Origin of the sequence: Microbacterium sp. STN6, assembly GCF_026410545.1 — a bacterium.
GTDB lineage: Bacteria > Actinomycetota > Actinomycetes > Actinomycetales > Microbacteriaceae > Root112D2.
The window spans coordinates 61,322-80,461 of sequence record NZ_JAPMIT010000003.1 but is presented as its reverse complement, the minus strand read 5'-3'; the positions used below and the strand labels follow the sequence as shown (position 1 = coordinate 80,461).

At 63.1% G+C, this 19,140-nt stretch carries 14 protein-coding genes; 10 read left to right on the top strand and 4 right to left on the bottom strand.

All coding sequences use genetic code 11. The annotated features are described in order from the left end of the window. The first annotated feature begins 79 nt into the window (after positions 1–79). The 5 genes from OSC27_RS09600 to OSC27_RS09580 all read left to right on the top strand — a co-directional run bounded on the left by OSC27_RS09600 (position 80) and on the right by OSC27_RS09580 (position 7,840). The gene (locus tag OSC27_RS09600; protein ID WP_267181242.1) at positions 80–3,241 is read left to right on the top strand and encodes a family 78 glycoside hydrolase catalytic domain; all 3,162 of its coding nucleotides are present in this window, start codon (positions 80–82) and stop codon (positions 3,239–3,241) included. Positions 3,242–3,439: 198 nt separating this feature from the next. Further along, the gene (locus OSC27_RS09595; RefSeq protein ID WP_267181241.1) at positions 3,440–4,321 is read left to right on the top strand and encodes a carbohydrate ABC transporter permease; all 882 of its coding nucleotides are present in this window, start codon (positions 3,440–3,442) and stop codon (positions 4,319–4,321) included. After that, positions 4,318–5,199: a carbohydrate ABC transporter permease gene (locus OSC27_RS09590; RefSeq protein ID WP_267181240.1), complete on the top strand. Its 882-nt coding sequence runs from the start codon at positions 4,318–4,320 to the stop codon at positions 5,197–5,199. Before OSC27_RS09595 ends, OSC27_RS09590 begins: the two co-directional genes overlap by 4 nt. A gap of 109 nt (positions 5,200–5,308) precedes the next feature. Further along, positions 5,309–6,775, top strand: coding sequence for an ABC transporter substrate-binding protein (locus tag OSC27_RS09585; protein WP_267181239.1), 1,467 nt, complete (start codon positions 5,309–5,311; stop codon positions 6,773–6,775). 90 nt (positions 6,776–6,865) lie between these two features. Further along, positions 6,866–7,840, top strand: a complete 975-nt coding sequence (locus OSC27_RS09580; RefSeq protein ID WP_267181238.1) for an alpha/beta hydrolase — start codon at positions 6,866–6,868, stop codon at positions 7,838–7,840. Here OSC27_RS09580 and OSC27_RS09575 read toward each other — a convergent pair. Next, a complete protein-coding gene (locus OSC27_RS09575; RefSeq protein WP_267181237.1) occupies positions 7,784–8,866 on the bottom strand; it encodes a LacI family DNA-binding transcriptional regulator in 1,083 nt (360 codons plus the stop codon). The genes OSC27_RS09580 and OSC27_RS09575 overlap by 57 nt on opposite strands. Here OSC27_RS09575 and OSC27_RS09570 point away from each other — a divergent pair. Then, a complete protein-coding gene (locus OSC27_RS09570) occupies positions 8,856–9,935 on the top strand; it encodes a family 43 glycosylhydrolase (RefSeq protein ID WP_267181236.1) in 1,080 nt (359 codons plus the stop codon). The genes OSC27_RS09575 and OSC27_RS09570 overlap by 11 nt on opposite strands. 23 nt (positions 9,936–9,958) lie before the next feature. Here OSC27_RS09570 and OSC27_RS09565 read toward each other — a convergent pair whose 3' ends face one another. Next, positions 9,959–11,017 (bottom strand): LacI family DNA-binding transcriptional regulator, encoded by a 1,059-nt coding sequence (locus OSC27_RS09565; protein ID WP_267181235.1) that lies wholly within the window; start codon positions 11,015–11,017, stop codon positions 9,959–9,961. Positions 11,018–11,277: 260 nt separating this feature from the next. Here OSC27_RS09565 and OSC27_RS09560 point away from each other — a divergent pair, with 260 nt between their 5' ends. The 4 genes from OSC27_RS09560 to OSC27_RS09545 all read left to right on the top strand — a co-directional run bounded on the left by OSC27_RS09560 (position 11,278) and on the right by OSC27_RS09545 (position 17,187). Continuing rightward, the gene (locus OSC27_RS09560) at positions 11,278–12,582 is read left to right on the top strand and encodes an ABC transporter substrate-binding protein (RefSeq protein WP_267181234.1); all 1,305 of its coding nucleotides are present in this window, start codon (positions 11,278–11,280) and stop codon (positions 12,580–12,582) included. Between the two features lie 101 nt (positions 12,583–12,683). Then, on the top strand, positions 12,684–13,568 hold the full coding sequence (locus OSC27_RS09555; RefSeq protein WP_267181233.1) for a carbohydrate ABC transporter permease: 885 nt from the start codon (positions 12,684–12,686) through the stop codon (positions 13,566–13,568). Positions 13,569–13,573: 5 nt separating this feature from the next. Then, the gene (locus OSC27_RS09550) at positions 13,574–14,476 is read left to right on the top strand and encodes a carbohydrate ABC transporter permease (RefSeq protein ID WP_267181232.1); all 903 of its coding nucleotides are present in this window, start codon (positions 13,574–13,576) and stop codon (positions 14,474–14,476) included. A gap of 2 nt (positions 14,477–14,478) precedes the next feature. Continuing rightward, complete coding sequence (locus tag OSC27_RS09545; RefSeq protein WP_267181231.1) at positions 14,479–17,187, top strand: alpha-L-rhamnosidase; 2,709 nt, start codon at positions 14,479–14,481, stop codon at positions 17,185–17,187. A 50-nt stretch (positions 17,188–17,237) separates the two neighbouring features. On the opposite strand, the gene OSC27_RS09540 is transcribed toward OSC27_RS09545, so the two are convergent. Then, on the bottom strand, positions 17,238–18,155 hold the full coding sequence (locus OSC27_RS09540) for a carbohydrate ABC transporter permease (RefSeq protein WP_267181230.1): 918 nt from the start codon (positions 18,153–18,155) through the stop codon (positions 17,238–17,240). Then, positions 18,152–19,114 carry a carbohydrate ABC transporter permease gene (locus tag OSC27_RS09535; RefSeq protein ID WP_267181229.1) on the bottom strand — a complete coding sequence of 321 codons (963 nt, stop codon included), beginning with the start codon at positions 19,112–19,114 and terminating at the stop codon, positions 18,152–18,154. The genes OSC27_RS09540 and OSC27_RS09535 overlap by 4 nt, the downstream gene beginning before the upstream one ends. Positions 19,115–19,140 lie beyond the last annotated feature (26 nt).

Sequence of the window (19,140 nt, the reverse complement as noted above, 5' to 3'; positions counted from 1 at the left end):
ATACGTTTCACCGAATCACGGGAAATGTGACGACGATGTCAAACGATGAGGAACTCGCCGAAAAATGATTCAACCGAGCGTGAGTGACTCACGTGACAGCGTCGCGCGGGAGAGCGATCATGCGTCTGCGGTCGCTGCCCCGTTCGCGCTTGTCGTGGACGGGCGTCCCACCGCGTTCGTGGGCGACGAGCGTCTCGTGCCGACGGTGGTATCCCGCTCGCCGGTGCTCGGCTGGAAGGTCCCTTCGCAGCTCGGCGACTCGGGCGCCCTCGGCTTCGAGGTTGAGGTGTACGACCCCTCCGGCAGTGCGGTGTGGAAGTCCGGACGGGTGTGGTCAGGCGCGACCGACGTCACGGTCGGCCGCGACCTGTCTTCTTACTCGCTCTACACCTGGCGAGTGCGCGTTTCGGATCAGGCGACGCGGTGGTCTCCCTGGGCCACGTCGGAACTGGAGACGGGACCGATCACGTTTGCCGACTGGTCGGCGCAGTGGCTGGACGTCGCTCACCTGTCCCGAATCGATACACCGTTCAGCCTTGTGCGGCCGGTCGAGCGGGCCCGGCTCTACCTCACGGGCCAGGGAGTCGTTCGCGCCTGGGCAAACGGCTCCGTCATTAATCCGGACAGAATGGATCCGACCCGTACCGATTTCGCTCGTGCGCTCTTCCGCTGCTACGACCTCACTGATCTGCTCGCGATCGGTGAGAACTCGCTCGCCTTCGTCGTCGGCTTGGGTGATTGGGCCCGAACTGCCAGGGCTCCTCGGCTGCTCGCTGAACTGGTCGTCTGGCACAAGGGCGGCTCGGTCACGCGCATAGTGCCTGGCCCGCATTCCACCGTCACCCCTTCGACGGTCACCATTGATGAACCGTTCTACCTCGAACGGCATGATGCGCGATCTCGTGCGCCGCAGTTGCCTCCGCCGCAGGCTCCGGTCGCCGTCAACGCGGTGCGAGTGCCCGCCTCGGCGGCGACCGCGCCTACCAACGTCACGTCTGATCCCACGCCGCCGCTGCGGGAGGTCCAGACCTTCGGTCTGAAAGAGATCGGTCGTTCTCCCGGCTCTCGTCTCTTCGACGTCGGAACCAACATTGCAGGTCGGTCGAAACTGGTGCTTCACGCGAACGTATCGGCGGGAACGCTTGTTCGCGTATTGCACGGTGAGCATGTGGGCGGCGACGGCCACATCGACACGACGAACCTGACCATGCCGTACGACCACGGCCGCGAGCGCCAGGTGGTCGAATACGTGGCAGGCGGAGTCGCGGGGGAGTCGCATGAGCCGTGGTTCGCGTACTTCGGGTTTCGATACATCGAGGTGCGCGGTCTTGCCGATGACGCGATCGCCACCGTCACTGCGTACTCGATGCACACAGACCTCGCCGCATCAGGAACCCTCTCGACGGACAGCCCGACGATCGACAGGTTGCTCGCTACCGCATCGCGAACGCTGTTGAACAATGTGCACGGCGTGCCCGAGGACTGCCCGACGCGTGAGCAGGCCGCGTGGACCGGCGACACAGCATCGGTCGCCGAGTACGAACTGGCTGCCTTCGACAGCGCGGCATTTCTCGATAAATGGATGGCCGACTTCGAGACAAGTCAGCAACCAGACGGGCAATTGCCGGCGGTTTCCCCGGACCTGCATACGACCCGCATGCCCTCCGACCCGGTCTGGGGCTCGGCACTGCATCGAGTGCTGCTCGGCCACCTGTTGCACTATGGCGACTTTCGGCTCGTGCGACGCGCGCTTCCGACGCTGCGTCGCTGGGCGGATTTCCAACTGAGTTGCACCGGCGGTGACGGCGTCATCTCACGCTCGCCGATCAGCTATGGCCACGACTGGCTGGCCCTCGAACAGACCCCGCCACCTATCCATCACACCGGGGCCGTGATCGACTGCCTGCTGGCGCTCGCCGATCTCGAGGAGGCAACGGGCGATGCGCACGCAGCAGCGCAACGCCGAGAGTCGGCGGCCGAATTGCGCTCCGCCGCCCGTCACGCGTTCTTCGACCCGCTCACGGGGACCTTCGGCAATGGCTCGCAGGGGTCGTACGCGGTCGCCGTCGAGGCGGGCATCCTTACCGGCCGGGAAGCGGATGCTGCTGGAGAGCGCCTCGTCGCACTCATTCGGCAACGCGGCAACCGCGTGTCCAGTGGCTTCGCCACCACTCGTACCGTCGTGAGGGCGCTCACCATGCTGGGCAAATCACACGTGGTCCACGACATTCTTCTCCAGCCCGAATCTCCCGGGGTCGGCGCGATGCTGCGCTCGGGGCCCGGCACGTTTTGGGAATGCTGGTGGATCGACCCGACCAACACGGGCACCGGGTCCCTGAACCACGTGGGCCTCGGTGGCCCCTTCGCCGCGTGGGCATGGGAGGGTCTGGCCGGGCTTCGACCGACCGCGCCTGGGTACTCCGGATTCCGGCTGTCGCCCCAATTCGTCGACGGGGTCACGCAACTCGCTTTGCGCACCGAGACGGTCCGCGGCCCGGTTTCATTCTCGTATTCTCGGGTCGGAGAACATGCGCGGCTCGAGATCTCCGTGCCTCCGGGTAGCGAGTGCACTCTGGAGATCGGTGGTCACGAGGAGGCGGTGCTGGCATCCGGCAGGCACACTCGTGAGGTCGAGGTGAGGGGCATCGGGTCGCCGACACCGCCGGCACAGGGGCTCGCAGGGCGTCCTTCCCGCACGCTCGCGGCGGACGATGTACGAGGCTCGCGAAATCTGCTCGCCGACGCCCTGGTCGTTCCAGGTCGGGCCGATCCCCTGATCGAAACGCTCGAGGTGCTCGCGTGCATGCCGATCCCGCACGAGCAGCCTGAGAACTCGGTGCTGAAAGTGGTGAGCACGAGAGGCGCGGATGGCGATGCCCCGACCATCATGATCACGCCGCGCGTTCCACTTCCCCTGGCCGGCACCAGCTTCGTGTACGCATTTGTCGATCAGTGCATGGAGGGGCCGAACCGATCCGCCAGGCCGCTTCTCCGTCTCCAGCTGAGCAACGGAGACACCATGACGAGCTCGTCGACGGCGTGGCCCGCCGGGTGGAATCGAGTGGCAGTCGACACCAGCGGAATCGCCGAAGACGCGACGGTGGTCGCGATCGAGGTGGGGCTGGAATACGGCGAGGAAGACGCGGAGAACGCCTTGGCGGTCTACCCGAGCCAAAGCGACCTCCGTTCGGCGTTTCACCTCGGTGAAGTCGGGTTCAGCACGGCAAAGCGTACGTGGTGAGGAAGAACTAGTGAATCGATTTATTCCGGCCGAACCGTTGACAGGTGCCGCTTCATGCGTCATTATGATGAAACGTTTTATCCCAGCGATCTCGACGGTGAGGTGCCCATAGTGGTGGCTACGCTCGATGCTCCGTCACGAGTGGTCTCGCCTTCCGGCGATACGCAGAATTCCGCGCGGGCGCAGCGGAGGCCGTCGGTGCGCTGGTGGATCTATCTCGCTCTGCTTCCGTTGGCCGTCATCATCGGCTGGTTCGCGTACTACCCCGCCGTCTCTGCCATTTTCTGGTCGTTCTTCCATTGGCAGCCCGCGGCAGAATCGACGTTTCTCGGATTCGGCAACTACGTCACGATGCTCCATGACCAGATCTGGTGGACGTCCTTCCGAAATCTCGGCTTCATCTTCGTCTTCGCGGTTGTCTCCTGGGTACTGCCTTTGCTCGCCGCAGAACTTCTCATATCGCTGAAGAGCCTGCGCTGGCAGTTCACGATGCGTACTCTGCTCATCATTCCGATGGCCTTTCCCGGCGTGGTCACCGCCCTGGTCTGGGGCTTCTTCTACAGCCCCAATGACGGCGTGATCAACCAGACACTGAAGGCGCTCGGGCTCGAGGCGCTTGCCCAGAATTGGACGGGACAGAACAGCACGGCGCTGCTTTCCCTGCTCTTCGTCGGCTTTCCCTTCATCGCCGGCCTGCCGTTCCTGATCTTCTATTCCAGCCTGCAGAACATTCCGACCGAGGTGCTCGAGGCGGCTCAGCTCGACGGTGTGGGCCGTTTCGCCAGGTTCTGGCAGATCGATCTGCCGCTCATGGCCAGCCAGGTTCGCATCCTGCTGTTCCTCGCGGTCGTCGGAACACTGCAGTACGGCTTCGTCGCCTATGTACTGACGCAGGGCGGCCCTGACAACGCGACGATGGTTCCCATTCTGCGCATGATCAACGTGGCCTTCTCGGGCGGCGACTGGGGCTACTCAGCGGCGTTGTCGACGACCCTGTTCCTCATCACGATCGTGATCAGCGCGGTTGTCGTGCTGGCGCGCAAACGCGGTTCGGAAACGACCGACGGAGGTGCAATGTGACCACGATCCAAGCCCGCACGGTGACCACCACTCGATCCGTTACCCGGCCCGACGGTCGATCGCGCGCGTCTCGCCAGGTCGGGCTGAAGACGATTCTCATCATTCTCGCCGTCGTCTCTCTCGCACCGTACCTGTTCATGGTCGTCACCTCGTTCAAGACGAACCAGCAGTTCGCCGACAGCTTCTGGCAGGTTTCGTTTCCACTGCACTTCGAGAACTATGCAGTGGCATGGGAGCAGATCGCGCCGTATCTTCTCAACACCGCCGTCGTCGCCGTGGTCTCCATCGTGCTCATTCTGGCGATCGCATCGATCTCCGGCTTCGTGCTCGCGCGTTACCGCTTTCTGGGTAGGGGCTTCATCTACGGCGCGGTGCTCGTGCTCATGATGGTGCCGGGGCTGGCCAACCTCATTCCGCTCTTCATCATCATGAAAGACCTAGGCCTGCTCAACACCTACATCGTTCTCGTCATCCCGTACACGGCCGGCGGTGTCGTGCTCGGCACGATTCTCATCCGCAACTTCGTGGAGGGCATACCGCAGACGCTCTTCGATGCCGCGCGCCTGGACGGCGCGAGCGGGGCGCGCATGTACCGCTCGGTCATGCTGCCCCTCTCGCTGCCCGTACTCGGCACGATCGCGCTGATCACCGTGAGCGAGGTATGGAACGACTTCTTCTGGCCCTTGCTCGTAATCTCGGATAACAACCTGCGCACCGTTTCGGTGGGCCTGCAGTTCTTCCAGGGTCAGAACGTCACGGACTATGGTCCGCTCATGGCCGGCTACTTGCTCGCAAGCCTCCCCCTCGTTCTTCTCTTCACGTTCCTGTCGAAGTATTTTCTCGCCGGAGTGCAAGGGGGCGTACCCGGCGCTCACTGAGCCGCGCTCGCGCAGAGTCGGATGGCCCTTGTTCTGGCTGAAAATGAAACGATTTACTGATCTACCTGAAACACACGAAATCCCGAATCACACCAAGAAAAGAGGAAGCATGCTAGTTACAACGAAGGCGTTGCGGCGCAGGCGAGTTCGGCTTGCAGCGGTTGCATCCATTGCCGCGCTCGGCACGATGGCGGCGCTGGCCGGGTGCTCGCCGGCCGCGAGCGACTCGGGAAAGGTGACCATCACCCTCTCCGGACCCAATCAGTTCACGAGCGATGCGAACACATTCGGGCCGGCCTGGGAAAAGCTGGTCGCCGACTTCGAAAAAGACAATCCTGACATCACGTTGAAGACCAACGTGCTGCCGCTTACGTCGTGGGCGCAGACATCCGCTGCCCAACTGACGGCCGGCACGGCCCCCGAGCTGATCTTCAACCAGACGACGCACACCCCAGAACAGGTTCTCTCGCTCGATGACGCTCTGAAGAAGAAGAACCCCTTCTCCGACAGCGGAAAGTCCTGGAACGACGACTTCATTCCGCAGTATTGGAAGGACTCCACCCAGCTGATCAACGTTGCCGGTCACCACGAGGCGATTCCGTTCAACCTGGTCGCCGTCGGCATCTACTTCAACAAGGACATTCTCGCGAAGGCGAAGGTGGATGCCTCGGATCTCAAGACCTTCGATGGATTCCTCAGTGCCTGCTCCGCGATCAAGAGCGCGGGCTTCGCGCCGCTCGCAACGGACAATGGCAACCTGCCCGCCGGTTGGACATACGTCGCGCTGGGCTCGATGCTGCTGAACCCCGAAGCAGAGAAGGTCAACCAGTTCGCCGCGGACGGCAGCGCCGGCAAGGCCGATATTGTGACGAAGAAGAGCATCGCTCACGCCTACCTCACGGGTGAACTCAACGTCACGACCGATCCGGGTTCGGCCGAGGTGTTGAAGTTGATGAAGAAGTTCTACGACGCCTGTGCAACCCCGAACTGGTCGGGAATCAAGTCGCAGGGCGCCTTCACCGGTGGCACGGACTTCACCGGCGGCAAGGCCGCGATGGCCTGGGGAACGAACTTCGCCACCACCGGGCTCGCCGATGCGAGCTTCAAGTTCGGCACGCTGCCCTTCCCGACACTCTCACAGAGCGACTCCAGCCTCGCAACAGGGGATCCGGCCAAGTTCGGCGTCACCGCCGGTGGAACCGCCTACATGATCCCCGCATACATCAAGGGTGCGAAGCGGGCGGCAGCAATCAAGTTCCTGCAGTACGTCTCGAGTCCCAAGATCCAGTCCTGGCTCAACAAGACCGGCGGCATCCCCGCTGTGACCGGCCTGACGGCCCCTCCCGGACTCGAAGCGATGAGCACCGGGGACTGGGCCACCGTTCCTCCCCTCGGCCAGGGTGGACTCTTCCAGGCGCCCGCAGCGATCGCCGCACAGAACAAGTACGAGGGCTATCTCCTCGGCACGACATCGCTGAAAGACGAACTGAAGAAGCTGAATGACGATGGCATCGCCTGGAGCAAGGAGCAGGCGGTGCAGGGCAAGTGGACCGAGGACTGGGCCACGGCGAAGTAGGGCGCCGCTGACTCGCGCTGCGAACCCACGAGGGCGGGCCATCGACACTGATGGCCCGCCCTCTACTCTTGACATCGATAGGGGAGAACGATGAACGCTACGGATGCTGCTGCCGCCTTTGCCGACGTCATCAACAGCCTCGAGAGCGGCACCTCCGCTCCCGATCCACGCACGGATGTCGACACGGCGTCGCTTGCGGCGCGCTATCCGCAGCTCGGCACGGTGCGGCTCAGCGACATCCGCGTGCCGGTGCGTCACGGGGACATCGCCGCACGGCTCTACCTGCCGACGGGCGCACCGCGAGGCGCGCTCGTCTGGGCGCACGGCGGCAGCTTCATCGGTGGCAACCTCGATATGCCGGAGGCCAACTGGGTCTCCCTCGCCCTGGCCGCACGCGGATTCGCCGTGCTGTCGGTCGAGTACACCAAGGCGCTGTTCGGGGTGCATTTTCCCGTGCCGTCTCTCGACCTGCTCGACGCCTGGAACTGGGCCGTCGACCAACTGGGTGTGAGCGTTAGTGCGATGCACCTGGGCGGCGCCAGCGCCGGCGGCAATCTCTCGGCGGGTGTCGGCGTTCGGCTGCGCGACGGCCAGGGCCCTCTGCCTGCCTCGCTCGTGCTGGTGTACCCACTGGTTCACGAGATACTGCCTGAGCCCTCGGTCGAAGCGCGAGCGGCGGCCGAGACCCTGCCGCCGGCCGAGCGGTTTCCGCAGGGCCTGGTCAGCGCGATTGCCGCTAATTATCTGGGCGCCGAGCAGAGCGCCGGCGACCCATACGCCTACGCGGGTCACGCGCAGTTGGCGGGAATGCCGCCGCTTTTCATTCTCAACTCCGAGCGCGACGAGCATCGCTACTCCGGTGAGGAGTTCGCGCGCCAGGCGATGGATGCCGGAGTTCCGGTGAACGTCACCGTCGAGCCCGGCAGCACGCACGGGCATCTCGACCGCCCGCATACGCCCGAGGCCCAGCGCAGCATCGCCCGCATCGCCGACTGGCTTGACCGGTTCTCAGCGGGTGCTGCTTCGGACCACGACCTCACGGTTCAGCGGAAGGCGCACCTCTGACGCGATCGCTCCGTGTGCCAGCGCAGCCAGGTGGCGGGCGAACTCGGGAACAAAGTGCGCAAGGCTCGACGAAACGCTCGTCAGGGCAGGTGTTGAGTATCGTGCCGCGAATGTGTCGTCGACGCCAATGACGCCGAAGGCGTCCGGCACTGTGATTCCTGCGTCTGCTGCTGCCGCCAGAACCTGAAGGGCGACGTCATCGTTATACGCGCAGACGGCGAAGGGAACACGCGCCCAGCCGGCGAGCCGCGCCGCCAGACGGCTGGCCTTCGCCCTGTCGCCCGGCCACGGCACGTCGTGAACCGGCGCGCTGCTGGCCCGCCGGGCGGCAGCGAGGCGCAGCTCGACCATCCGGTCGTTCGTGCCGTCGGGACGAGCAAAGTAGAGCGCCTCGTAGCCCCTTCCCAGCAGGAACTCGACCTGAATTGTTGCTGCCGAAGCGATGAATTCGTCGCGACCGGGCAGCGCTGTGACGACGGGTACGCGAAATCCGGTGGCGAGCTCAGCGAACTCCGGATCGTTCTCAGTAGGCGACGTGATGACCACAGCCGGCGACATTTCGTTCGCAGGCCGAGGCAGGCCCACGAAGGCAGGTTGCCAAAGGAGGCCGTAGCCGAGAGTGGCCAGTTCTCTGGCCAATTCCTCGGCGTACGCGGTCATCAGCGGGTTGATCGCGTCATCGGTCGATGACAGAAACAAGATCGTACGGCTGCGGCCTCCGCCGAGCAGCCGAGCAGCAGCCGAAGGGCGGTATCCCAACCGCTCGGCTGCGTCGAGCACCTTCTGTTTCGTCGCCTCGAGGAGCCTCGAATCGGGGTCGCCGTTGAGGGCGTAGCTCACCGTGCCTCGCGAGACTCCGGCTTCTCGCGCCACGTCCGCCGTCGTGACCCTGGATCGTTCGGTGCCGCCTGGTAGTTCTGACATCATCATTCTCCCGTTCATGACGCTACCGTATTGACCCGGGTCAATTCGGAGGCTAGGGTCCCGATGAAGACACAAAGAGAGGCTGACGATGGTGGATCGCACGAAGGCGCATCAGGGCAATGAGTTTCGCACGAGCATCCGACCGGGGGCTCCCTGGCTCGATACGCAGGGCAAGCGCATCCATGCCCACGGCGGATCGATCATCGTCGTAGATGGAACGTATTACTGGTACGGAGAGAACAAGGAGAAGACGGCGCCGGGGAACGGCATTTGGCACTGGGGAGTCCGTTGCTACTCCTCGACGGACCTCTACAACTGGCAGGACCTCGGCCTCATTATCCCGCCGGTTCCTCACGACGAGTCGCATCCGTTGCATCCCTCGTCGCTCGTGGATCGCCCGCACATCATCTTCAATCCACGCAGCCGCAAGTACGTCTGCTGGCTGAAGATCATGGACCGCCGCGACGGCACGCAGGCGTCGACTGTTCTCACGGCAGACAGTGTTCTCGGGCCTTACGAGATAGTACGCACGGGGCTTCGGCCCCTCGGAATGAGTGCGGGTGACTTCGACCTTGTCGTCGACCCGGTGGACGGCAAGGGGTATTACTACTTCGAACGCGTGCACAGCGAGATGATCTGCGCAGACCTGAGCGACGATTTCACTGACGTGACCGGGTACTACTCCACTCACTTTCCACTCATCCAGCCCCCGTTCGTGCGCGAGGCGCCGGCACACTTCTCGCGAAACGGCCTGCACTACTTGCTGACCTCGGGTACGACCGGCTACTTCCCTAACCCTTCCGAAGTCGCGGTCTCCCGCAGCTACCACGGACCGTGGACTGTGCTCGGCGACCTTCACCCAGCGGATGCGTCGCGTACCTCGTATCGGTCCCAGATCTCATCCGTGTTCAAGCATCCGGTGCATGACGATCTCTACATCGCCTTGGCCGACCGATGGGCCGTCGACGCACCCGAGGATCTGTCGCACATCGCCAAGATCTTCGAGAACCAATTTCGGCCGGGGCGGAAATCCACGGGCGAATGGGAGGATCTTGGCGTTCCGGAGCCGGACACCTCCCGGGCTGACTACGTGTGGCTTCCGCTGCGCTTCGACGGTGAACGCGCGTTCATCGAATGGGTCGACGAGTGGCGCGTGGAGGACTACGTCTGAATTTCGCGTCGACCGGCTGACTCTCAATCGCGGCGCCACGCATCACCGAGACTGCTTCGGCGCGGCAGAAGGTGGGGCTGTAGTACGACGGTCTGCTTGTCGCGCGCCGCAGTTCCCGCGATCTCCTCACAGAGCAGCTCGGCTGCCAGGCGCCCCATTTCCTCGCCTGGCTGGCTGACGGTCGAGACGGGCACGTTGCTCTCTGAGGCGAAGTGGTTGTTGTCATACCCGACGATGGCCACATCCCCGGGCACGTCGAAGTCAGCGAGTTCGTCGAACACCTGAATGACTCCGATGGCGAGGAGATCGGAGGCCGCGACGATTCCATCGATGGCGATCGGATTGCTGCGAGCGACGAGCTCGCGTGCTGCCTGTTTCCCATGCCGGATGTTCTGACCGTGCGTCTCGACGAGGTCCAGCGTGGCGTCCGCGACGTCAGCGACAGCGCGCTGGGCGCCCTCGTACCGTTCGGCAACGGCGCGCAGACTCAGGGGCCCACCGACGAAAAGTAGTCGCCGTCGGCCGAGGTCGAGCACATGTCGGGCCGCCAGGAATCCACCGCGTCGCTCGTCGACGACCACCCCGGAATAGAGCTTGCGGCGGGACTCGTAGTTGACGAGCACGAGCGGTGTGTTGGATGTCAGGCGGGCGGACACCTCGACGAATGGGGTGTCAAGGGGCGCGAGCAGCACGCCCGCCACTCGCGCTTGCTCGAAGACAGCGAGGTTGTTCGACTGCTTGGCGAGATCGACGTCGCTGTTGGCGATGAGCAGGTTCATTCCGTGCTGACGCACCGTGGCTTCCGCGCCTCGTGCGATATCCACGAAGAACGAGTTGCCGAGATCCGCAACAACGAGGCCGACGGTGGTGCTTGTGCCGGCAGCGAGCGAGCGAGCCGCATCATTGCGCACGAAGCCGAGCTCGGCGATGGCGGCCATGACCCGCCTTCTGGTCGCCTCAGTGACCTTCTCCGGGCTGTTCAGCGTATTGGATACGGTTCCGATGGCGACGCCGGCCAGCTTGGCAACGTCTGACATGCTCGGCTGCGCACGTCCCGTGCCTTTGCGGGTCGCGTCGGACATCTCTGCACCTCGTTCATAGGGCGGCCATCTTCGCCGCCGGCTCTGCTGTGGAAATGCTCGCACATGACGTCTGCTTTTCCCGCCGGAAGGCCGCTTCGTGCATCACGGCATCTACCGGCCTTTCCTGATCAAATCATGCCGACATTCATGAAGCGCTTCAAATTGTTACCAAACGACAGTTGACATACCCCAAGCGTATATGTGATTCTCCTCTATGAAACGCTTCACAACCCGGAGGCGTCGCCGTTCAAGGAGGAATTGTGACCACAGCAGCAAAGAGGCGCTCCCGTCGCCTCATCCCAACGCTTGCGCTCATCGGAGTCGGCGCTCTCGCACTTTCCGCGTGCTCGTCCGGCGGCGGATCCGGCTCTCAGAAGGAAAGCGCCGAGTTCGCGTACCTCAGCTCTGACACGAACACGCAGATCTCAACCGTGCTGAAGATCGTCAGTAAGAATCAATGCGCCGCTGAGCAGAAGGCGCAGCCGCTCAAGATATCGACAACGCCTGGCACCACCGTCGATCAGAAGCTCCAGCTCCTCGCCGGCCAGAACGCCCTGCCTACGATGTCGACGGCATCCGGCACGCCCGACCTGATGAAGCAGTTCATCAAGGCGAACAAGATCGTAGACGTGACCAAGGCATTGGGCAGCGACTCAGGCAGCATCCTGCCTGCAGCGATGTCGACCATCAAGCAGCTCTACGGAACCGACGACGCCTATGTCTTCCCGACGGAGTTCAACATCGAAGGAATTTGGTACAACAAGAAGATCTTCCAAGCGAACAACATCGAGATCCCGAAGACCTGGGATGAGCTGGTTGACGTGTCGAAGAAGCTCAACGCCGCCGGTGTTCAGCCCATTTCAACGGATGGCAAGGACGGCTGGCCGATCACACGGCTCATCAGCGGCTATCTGTACCGCGACCTTGGAACTGACGCCATGCAGAAGGTCGCTGACGGCTCGGCCAAGCTCACCGACGATGAGTACGTGAAGGCGGCAGACGCCGTAGCAAAGCTCGGTGCGGACGGCGCATTCGGCTCATCCGTCGGTTCCATCGACTACAACGGCATGTTCAACACGTTCCTGACCGGCAAGGCGGCCATGATGTACAACGGCAGCTGGTCTCTCACCAACTTCGCCGACCCGAAACAGGATCAGATCGGTCAAGAGAACATCGGCTTCATGCCGTTCCCGGCCGTCACCGGCGGCAAGGGCAGTATCGACGACATTCCCTCGAACATCGGTATTCCCGTGATGTTCTCGCAGTCGAAGTACGGCCCCAAGACGCAAGCGTGGATCAAGTGCATCGCGAACAACTACGGCGACCTCGCCCTTGCGAACGGCGGCGTCGTCTCCGGCTTCAAGGTGACCAAGGTCCCGGACAATCTGTCGGATCTGACCAAGCTCGTGCAGCAGAAGGTTTCTGACACGAAGTCGAGCGTGCTGTGGTTCGAGGCGCTGTTCTCCGCTAAGCGCACGCAGGTCAGCCAGAGCAATGCGGCCGGGCTCGTCTCGGGCAGCCTGAGCGGAGAGCAGTTCATGAAGCTCGTTCAGGACGCGCAGTAGACCGCACACGTTCTCACCGCGGAGGTGCCCGGGCGGGGCGATGAAGGCGAAACCGCCCCGCCCCGGCACCGACTCTGCCCTGATCCGAAAGTTGTAAATATATGAAGAGCGTCCTCGGGGACAAACGCGCGATCGTCATCCTTGTCGGGCCGGCGCTGCTGGTATACAGCCTCGTCATCCTCGTTCCGATCTTCTGGTCTCTTGGCTACACCTTCTTCAATGGAAGCATCGTCACCGGGTTCACTTTCGCCGGCTTCGACAATTTCGTGAAGTTTGCGCTGGATCCCGCCGCCTGGAAGGCGTTCGGCTTCACCATCAAGTACGCGGTCGTTCTCACCGTCGGCCAGGTCGTACTCGGTTACCTCTTCGCGCTGCTCTACCAGTTCTGGCTACGCAAGGGTTCTGCCACGATCCGCACTCTCGTCTTCTTTCCCGTCGTGCTGCCAACCGTGGCCGTGGCATTGCTCTTCCAGAAGTTCTTCGAGTCGGCACCGCAGACCGGGCCGGTCAACGGCCTGCTGAACGCGTTCGGAATCGCCAGCGTCGACTGGTTCGGCCATGCGGACTCGGCCTTCTGGGTCATTGTGATCATGGACATCTGGCGCTCGATGGGCTTCTACGCCGTGCTGCTCTACGCGGGACTGGTCGACATACCCGACGACATCATCGAATCGGCGCGCATCGACGGCGCAAGCGGCTGGCGACTTGTGCGAAGCATCGTCATCCCGCTCTCGCTGCCAGTCCTTCTCTCCTCCGTGATATTCAGCATCAACGGGACCATCAAGGTCTTCGACTCGGTGCTGGCGCTCACGAACGGCGGCCCAGGGAACGCGACGACACCCCTAACGCTGTACATGTACCAGACCGCGTTCACGTACGGCGACTACGGCTACGGAAGCACCATCGCATTCATGCTCACGCTGCTGTGTCTGGTTGTGACCATCTTCATCTTCCGTTCGACGCGACGCGATCTCACGAAGGGATGAGGGCCATGACCGACATCATCACTGAATCCGGCCGTCCGGAGACGACGACCACGGCGCCTCCTCGCCCCGCTGCCGCCGTCACCCGATTCCTGCGCCGCCTGCCGTTGCGTATCGTGATCGCGTTCGTTCTCATCATCGAGATCTACCCGCTCTTCTGGACCCTTCAGAGCTCGTTCAAGACGCAGGCGCAGTTCCTCAGTGATCCGTTCTGGAAGCTGCCGACGACGCTTGAGTTCTCCAACTACGTCGACGCGTTCACCACCGGCCAGATGGGCCAGTACATTCAGAACAGCGTGCTGACGGTTTTCCCCTCGCTTGCGCTGATCATTCTCTTCGGAGTCGCCGCAGGCTTCGCCCTCGAGGTGATGGTGTGGAAGGGGCGCGGAACCGTTCTTCTCATCTTCCTCGCCGGCATTATGATCCCGGGCCAGATGATCCTTCTGCCGCTCTTCACCATCTACTTCCAGACCCAGCTCACGGGCACGCTCTGGCCGCTGATCATCACCTACACTGCAACCGGCATGCCGCTGACCGTCTTCATGATGGCGACCTACTTCCGCGCGATCCCGCGGGAGATCTTTGAGGCGTCGACTCTCGACGGCGCGAGCATCTTCCGGTCGTTCTGGTCGGTCGGGTTCCCCATGGTTCGCAACGCCGTCTTCACGGTGGCGCTCGTGCAGTTCTTCTTCCTGTGGAACGACCTCCTCATTGCCTTGACGTTCACGAACAGCCAGAGCCTTCAGACGATCCAGGTGGGTCTGCTGAACTTCACCGGGAACTACGGTCAGGTCGCGTACGGCCCGCTCTTCGCCGCCATCTGCGTCAGCGTCTTCGGAACCCTGATCATCTATCTCATCCTCAACCAGCGCGTCATGAAGGGCCTCACGGCCGGTTCGGTCAAGGGCTGAGCATGCGCAGCGCAGGCATCTACATCGCATCGAACGAGAGAGAACCCTTCGTGACCGTCACCCCTGAAACCACGCTAGCGGTGAGCCGAATCTGGCTTGAGAATCGCATCGATGCGCCGAGCATCGGCATCGATGAGCGCAATCCCCGTCTGTCCTGGATGATCACGGGAGCCCGGTCTCAGAGCGCGTACCGCATCGAGATGACGGATGCGCGTGGCCGTCGCCGCACGCACACCGAGCGCACTGACCGCTCACAGTTCGTGGAGTGGCCTTTTGAGCCGTTGTCGTCACGCGAACGGGTCGAGGTCAGGGTCAGCGTGGTGGACGAGGTCGGCACGGAGAGCGCATGGAGTTCTCCGCTTGCCATCGAAGCCGGCCTGCTCGAGCGTTCGGACTGGGCTGAGCCATTTGTGTCACCCTCACCGAGTGCGCCGCAGGGTGTGCTGCGACCCGGCTATCTGCTGAGAAACGAGGTGAACCTCGACAAGCTGGGCGTAGACCTCGGTGCGGTCAGCCGTGCCCGCATCTACGCGACTGCGCACGGACTGTATGAGCTTGAACTGAACGGCTCCCGAGTCGGTGACGAAGAACTTGCACCGGGATGGACGAGCTATTCGCACCGCATCCGCTATCAGACGTACGACATCACCGCGTTCTTGCGTCCTGGCGGGAACGTCATTGGCGCGTGGATGGCCGACGGGTGGTACCGCGGCCGAATCGGCTTTGACGGCGGCGAGTGGGACAACTACGGCACCGATCTGTCTCTTCTGGCACAGCTGGAACTCACCCTGTCGAGCGGGGAGGTACGGCACGTTCCGCTCGCGAGTAGCTGGGCGGCATCCCTCTCGCCGATCACCGCGGTGGGGCTGTATGAGGGCGAGGCCTACGACTCGCGGCTGCTGCCCGAAGGCTGGAGCGCTCCTGGTTTTACCGAGGACGAGCGGTGGTTCCGTCCCGAAGCGCTGCCCATCGACCGTTTCCCGGCGGTCATCGAGGCTCCGACCGGTCCTCCGGTTCGCGTGACCGAGACGATTCGGCCGACCGAGGTGCGGCTGGTCGAGAGCGGGCGCATCCGACTCGACTTCGGGCAGAACATCGCAGGAAAGCTTCGCATTCGAGTCTCGGGGCAAGCGGGCGATGTGGTTCGAGTGCACCACGCAGAAGTGCTTGAAAACGGCGAGCTCGGGATCAGGCCGCTGCGAACGGCAACATCGGTCGACGCGTTCACGCTCGCTGGAGGAGACACTGAGGAGTGGGCGCCACGATTCACCGTCCACGGATTTCGCTTTGCCGAGCTCGAGGGCTGGCCCGGCGGAGTCGAGACGGTGGATGTCGAGGCGCTGGTCGTGCATTCGGACATGATGCGGTCGGGATGGTTCGACTCATCGAGCGACTCGCTGAATCGTTTGCACGAGAACGTCGTTTGGAGCATGAGGGACAACTTCGTTGATCTTCCGACGGATTGCCCGCAACGCGACGAGCGGATGGGCTGGACGGGAGACATTCAGGTCTTCGCACCGACCGCGCTTTCGCTGTTCACCGCCAACGGGGTGCTCACCGGATGGCTCCGAGACCTTGCCGCCGAGCAGAAGGTGCACGGGCATGTGCCGAACTTTGTGCCATGGATCGAGTGCGGTTTCCCGAACTTTCCGACCGCTGCGTGGGGCGACGCCGCCGTCATCGTGCCGTGGGTGATGTACCAGAACGACGGCGACCGAAGGGTGCTCGAAAACCAGTACGAGAGCATGAAGGCGTGGGTGGATCTGGTCGACAGCCTTACAGGCCACTCGGGTCTCTGGAACTCAGGCTTCCAGCTCGGCGACTGGTTGGACCCGACCGCCCCGCCAGAGAACCCCGCAGATTCGCGCACCGACAAGTACCTGGTGGCCACCGCGTATCACGCTCACACCGCCCGGATCGTGGCCGCTTCGGCCGAGATCCTGGGAGAGGCAAACGACCACAAGCGGTACGCGGCGATAGCCGATAAGGCGGTCGCGGCGTTCCAGGCCGAGTACGTCTCGCCGAGCGGTCGGCTGGTCAGTGACACCGTCACGGCGATCGCCCTGGCCCTTGTCTTCGACCTATTCGCTACAGAGGAGCAGGCGCGGCACGCGGGTGAGCGCATGCGCGAGCTGGTCGCGGGTTCCGGATTCCATATCAGTACGGGTTTCGTCGGGACTCCGATTGTGTGCGACGCACTCGCTCTCGCCGGTGGTGTCGACGAGGCATACCACCTGTTGTTCCAAGACGAGGTTCCCTCGTGGCTATTCTCGGTCGAGATGGGAGCGACGACGATCTGGGAACGGTGGGACAGCATGCTCCCAGACGGGTCGATCAACCCTGGCGGCATGACATCGTTCAACCACTACGCTCTTGGAGCGGTCGCCGATTTCATGCATCGTGTCGTCGCCGGCCTTGAGCTACCGAAGGCGGGCGAGCGGAAGATCAGAATTCGCCCACGACCGGGCGGCGGGCTCTCTCACGCCTCGATGCGACAGCTTTCTTCCTACGGTTACGTGGGTTCGTCATGGCGGCGGGACGGCGACGCGTTCACGCTCGACGTCGAGATTCCCGCCGGGCTGCACGCGGTCGTCACGCTGCCCGACGCTTCGGATTCGGTCGCCGAAGTCGGAGCCGGTCACCACCGGTTCACCTGCGCGTACCGTGCGGCGGCAGACGATCCGCGCAGGCCCGAGTCGCGACGCTGGTAACGGTCGTGCCCATGACCTTAGGCCGAGAAGTTGGCCCGACAGATGGGGCTTTAGCCTTTGACGCTGCCGTCCGACAGCCCAGAGATGAAGCTGCGTTGATTGAATAGGAAGACGAGCAACACAGGGATTGTTACAATCACCGACGCAGCCATCAATGGCGCGTATTGAACATTCCCACTAGCGAGGAACCGTGCGAGCGCCAGCTGTACGGTCTGCATTTCCGTCGAGGATGTGACCACGAGTGGCCACAGGAAGTCGTCCCAAACGGCCGTAAACGCGAAGATCGCGACCACTGCGATCAGCGGGCGCGCCAGCGGCAGATAGACCCTGAAAAAGATGCGAAGCTCGCCCGCGCCGTCGATGCGGGCAGCCTCAGCGAGTTCGGCCGGTGCCGTGCTGAAATACTGCCGCGCAAGGAAAATGTTCATAGGTGCGACGAGGTACGGCAGCATGATGCCGCCGAGCGTGTCGAGCAGCCCGCTGCCGCCGTGGCCGAAGATATCGTTGCCACCAGCAAGCGGAATGCCCTTCGCCATGAGGAACAGGGGGATAAGCGTCACCGAGACGGGGATCGCGCTCGTTGCGACGAGCCCGAAGAACATCGCGGTGCTGCCGGGGAAGGGCATCATCGCGAACGCATAGCCTGCGAGCACCGGGATGATGCAGTTGGCGATGACTGCCACCAACGCGACGATGGCGGAGTTATAGAGGGCGTGCAACAGGTTCGCGTCGATGAACGCCGTGCCGAAATTTTCGAGCGTCGGGTTGGCGGGAACGAGACTGACCGAGCGGAAGGCATCCTTCTCCGGTGTGAATGCGAGGCTGATCATCCAGAAGAACGGCAGCAACACGGCGAGGGCGGCGAGCACGAGTGCCACAGCCATGCCGACGCGGTTGCGACGCGGGTTCATGCCCCGACGCTTGGAGCGTACGGCACTGGAGCGCAGCGTGGCGGTGGGTGCGGTCACTTCTGCCTCCCCATGAGCCCCCGGATCGAGAGCAGCGAGAATCCGACGATAAAGGCGAACAGCACGAAGGCCATGGCCGACGCGGAGCCGAACTGGTTGTACTGGAACGCTTGCGTATAGATGAGGTAGTTGACGGTGGTCGTGCTGCCGAGTGGCCCGCCCTGGGTCAGCACGAAGATCTCGGCGAATCCCTGCGCGAGGTAGATGATGTCCATTGCAACGACGTAAACGAGCATCGGGCGGATGCCGGGAATCGTAACGTACAGAAACGATTGCCAGCGGTTGGCGCCGTCGACGCGGGTCGCCTCGTAGAGCTCCTTCGGAATGGACTGCAGCCCGGCGAGCAGCAGAACCATGTTGCTGCCGAGGGCCTTCCAGATACGCATGGCGCTCGCGGCATTCAGTGCGGCGCCCTTGTTGAGCAGCCACGACTGGTCCGGCAGGCCGAAGAAGGCGAATACGTCGTTGATGAGGCCGTTGTGCGAATACATCCAGAGCCAGATCATACTTACGGCTGTGAGCGAGACGATGTGCGGAATGTAAAGAGCGCTGCGGAAGAGGCCTACCCCGCGAAACGGACGGTTAACCAGCAGCGCAAGGGCGAGCGCGATGATCACCGTGATCGGCAACACCTGAAGTACATACCGGCCAGTGACGAGCAGGGCGTTGCCGAAATCAGGATCCGAGAGGAGGGTCGTGTAGTTCTTGAGGCCAATGGGCTCAGGGCCCGATCGGCTGAGCGGGCTGTACTTGGTAAAGCTGAGCACGAAGCCGTAGATGACTGGGATGACGTGGAAGATCAGCACGTACAGCGCGGCTGGGAGCGTGAAGAGCAGGCCCCAGATTGAAGTGCGCGTCCAGCGCCGCTTGGGCTTGCCTGCGCGTGGGGGCCTTGCACCTTGGATAGTGCCGGGGGCGGCGGCTGCTGCCACCCCCGGCGATGTTGCCGTTGCTGTCATGGTTCTCCAGGATCGACGAAGCGGTC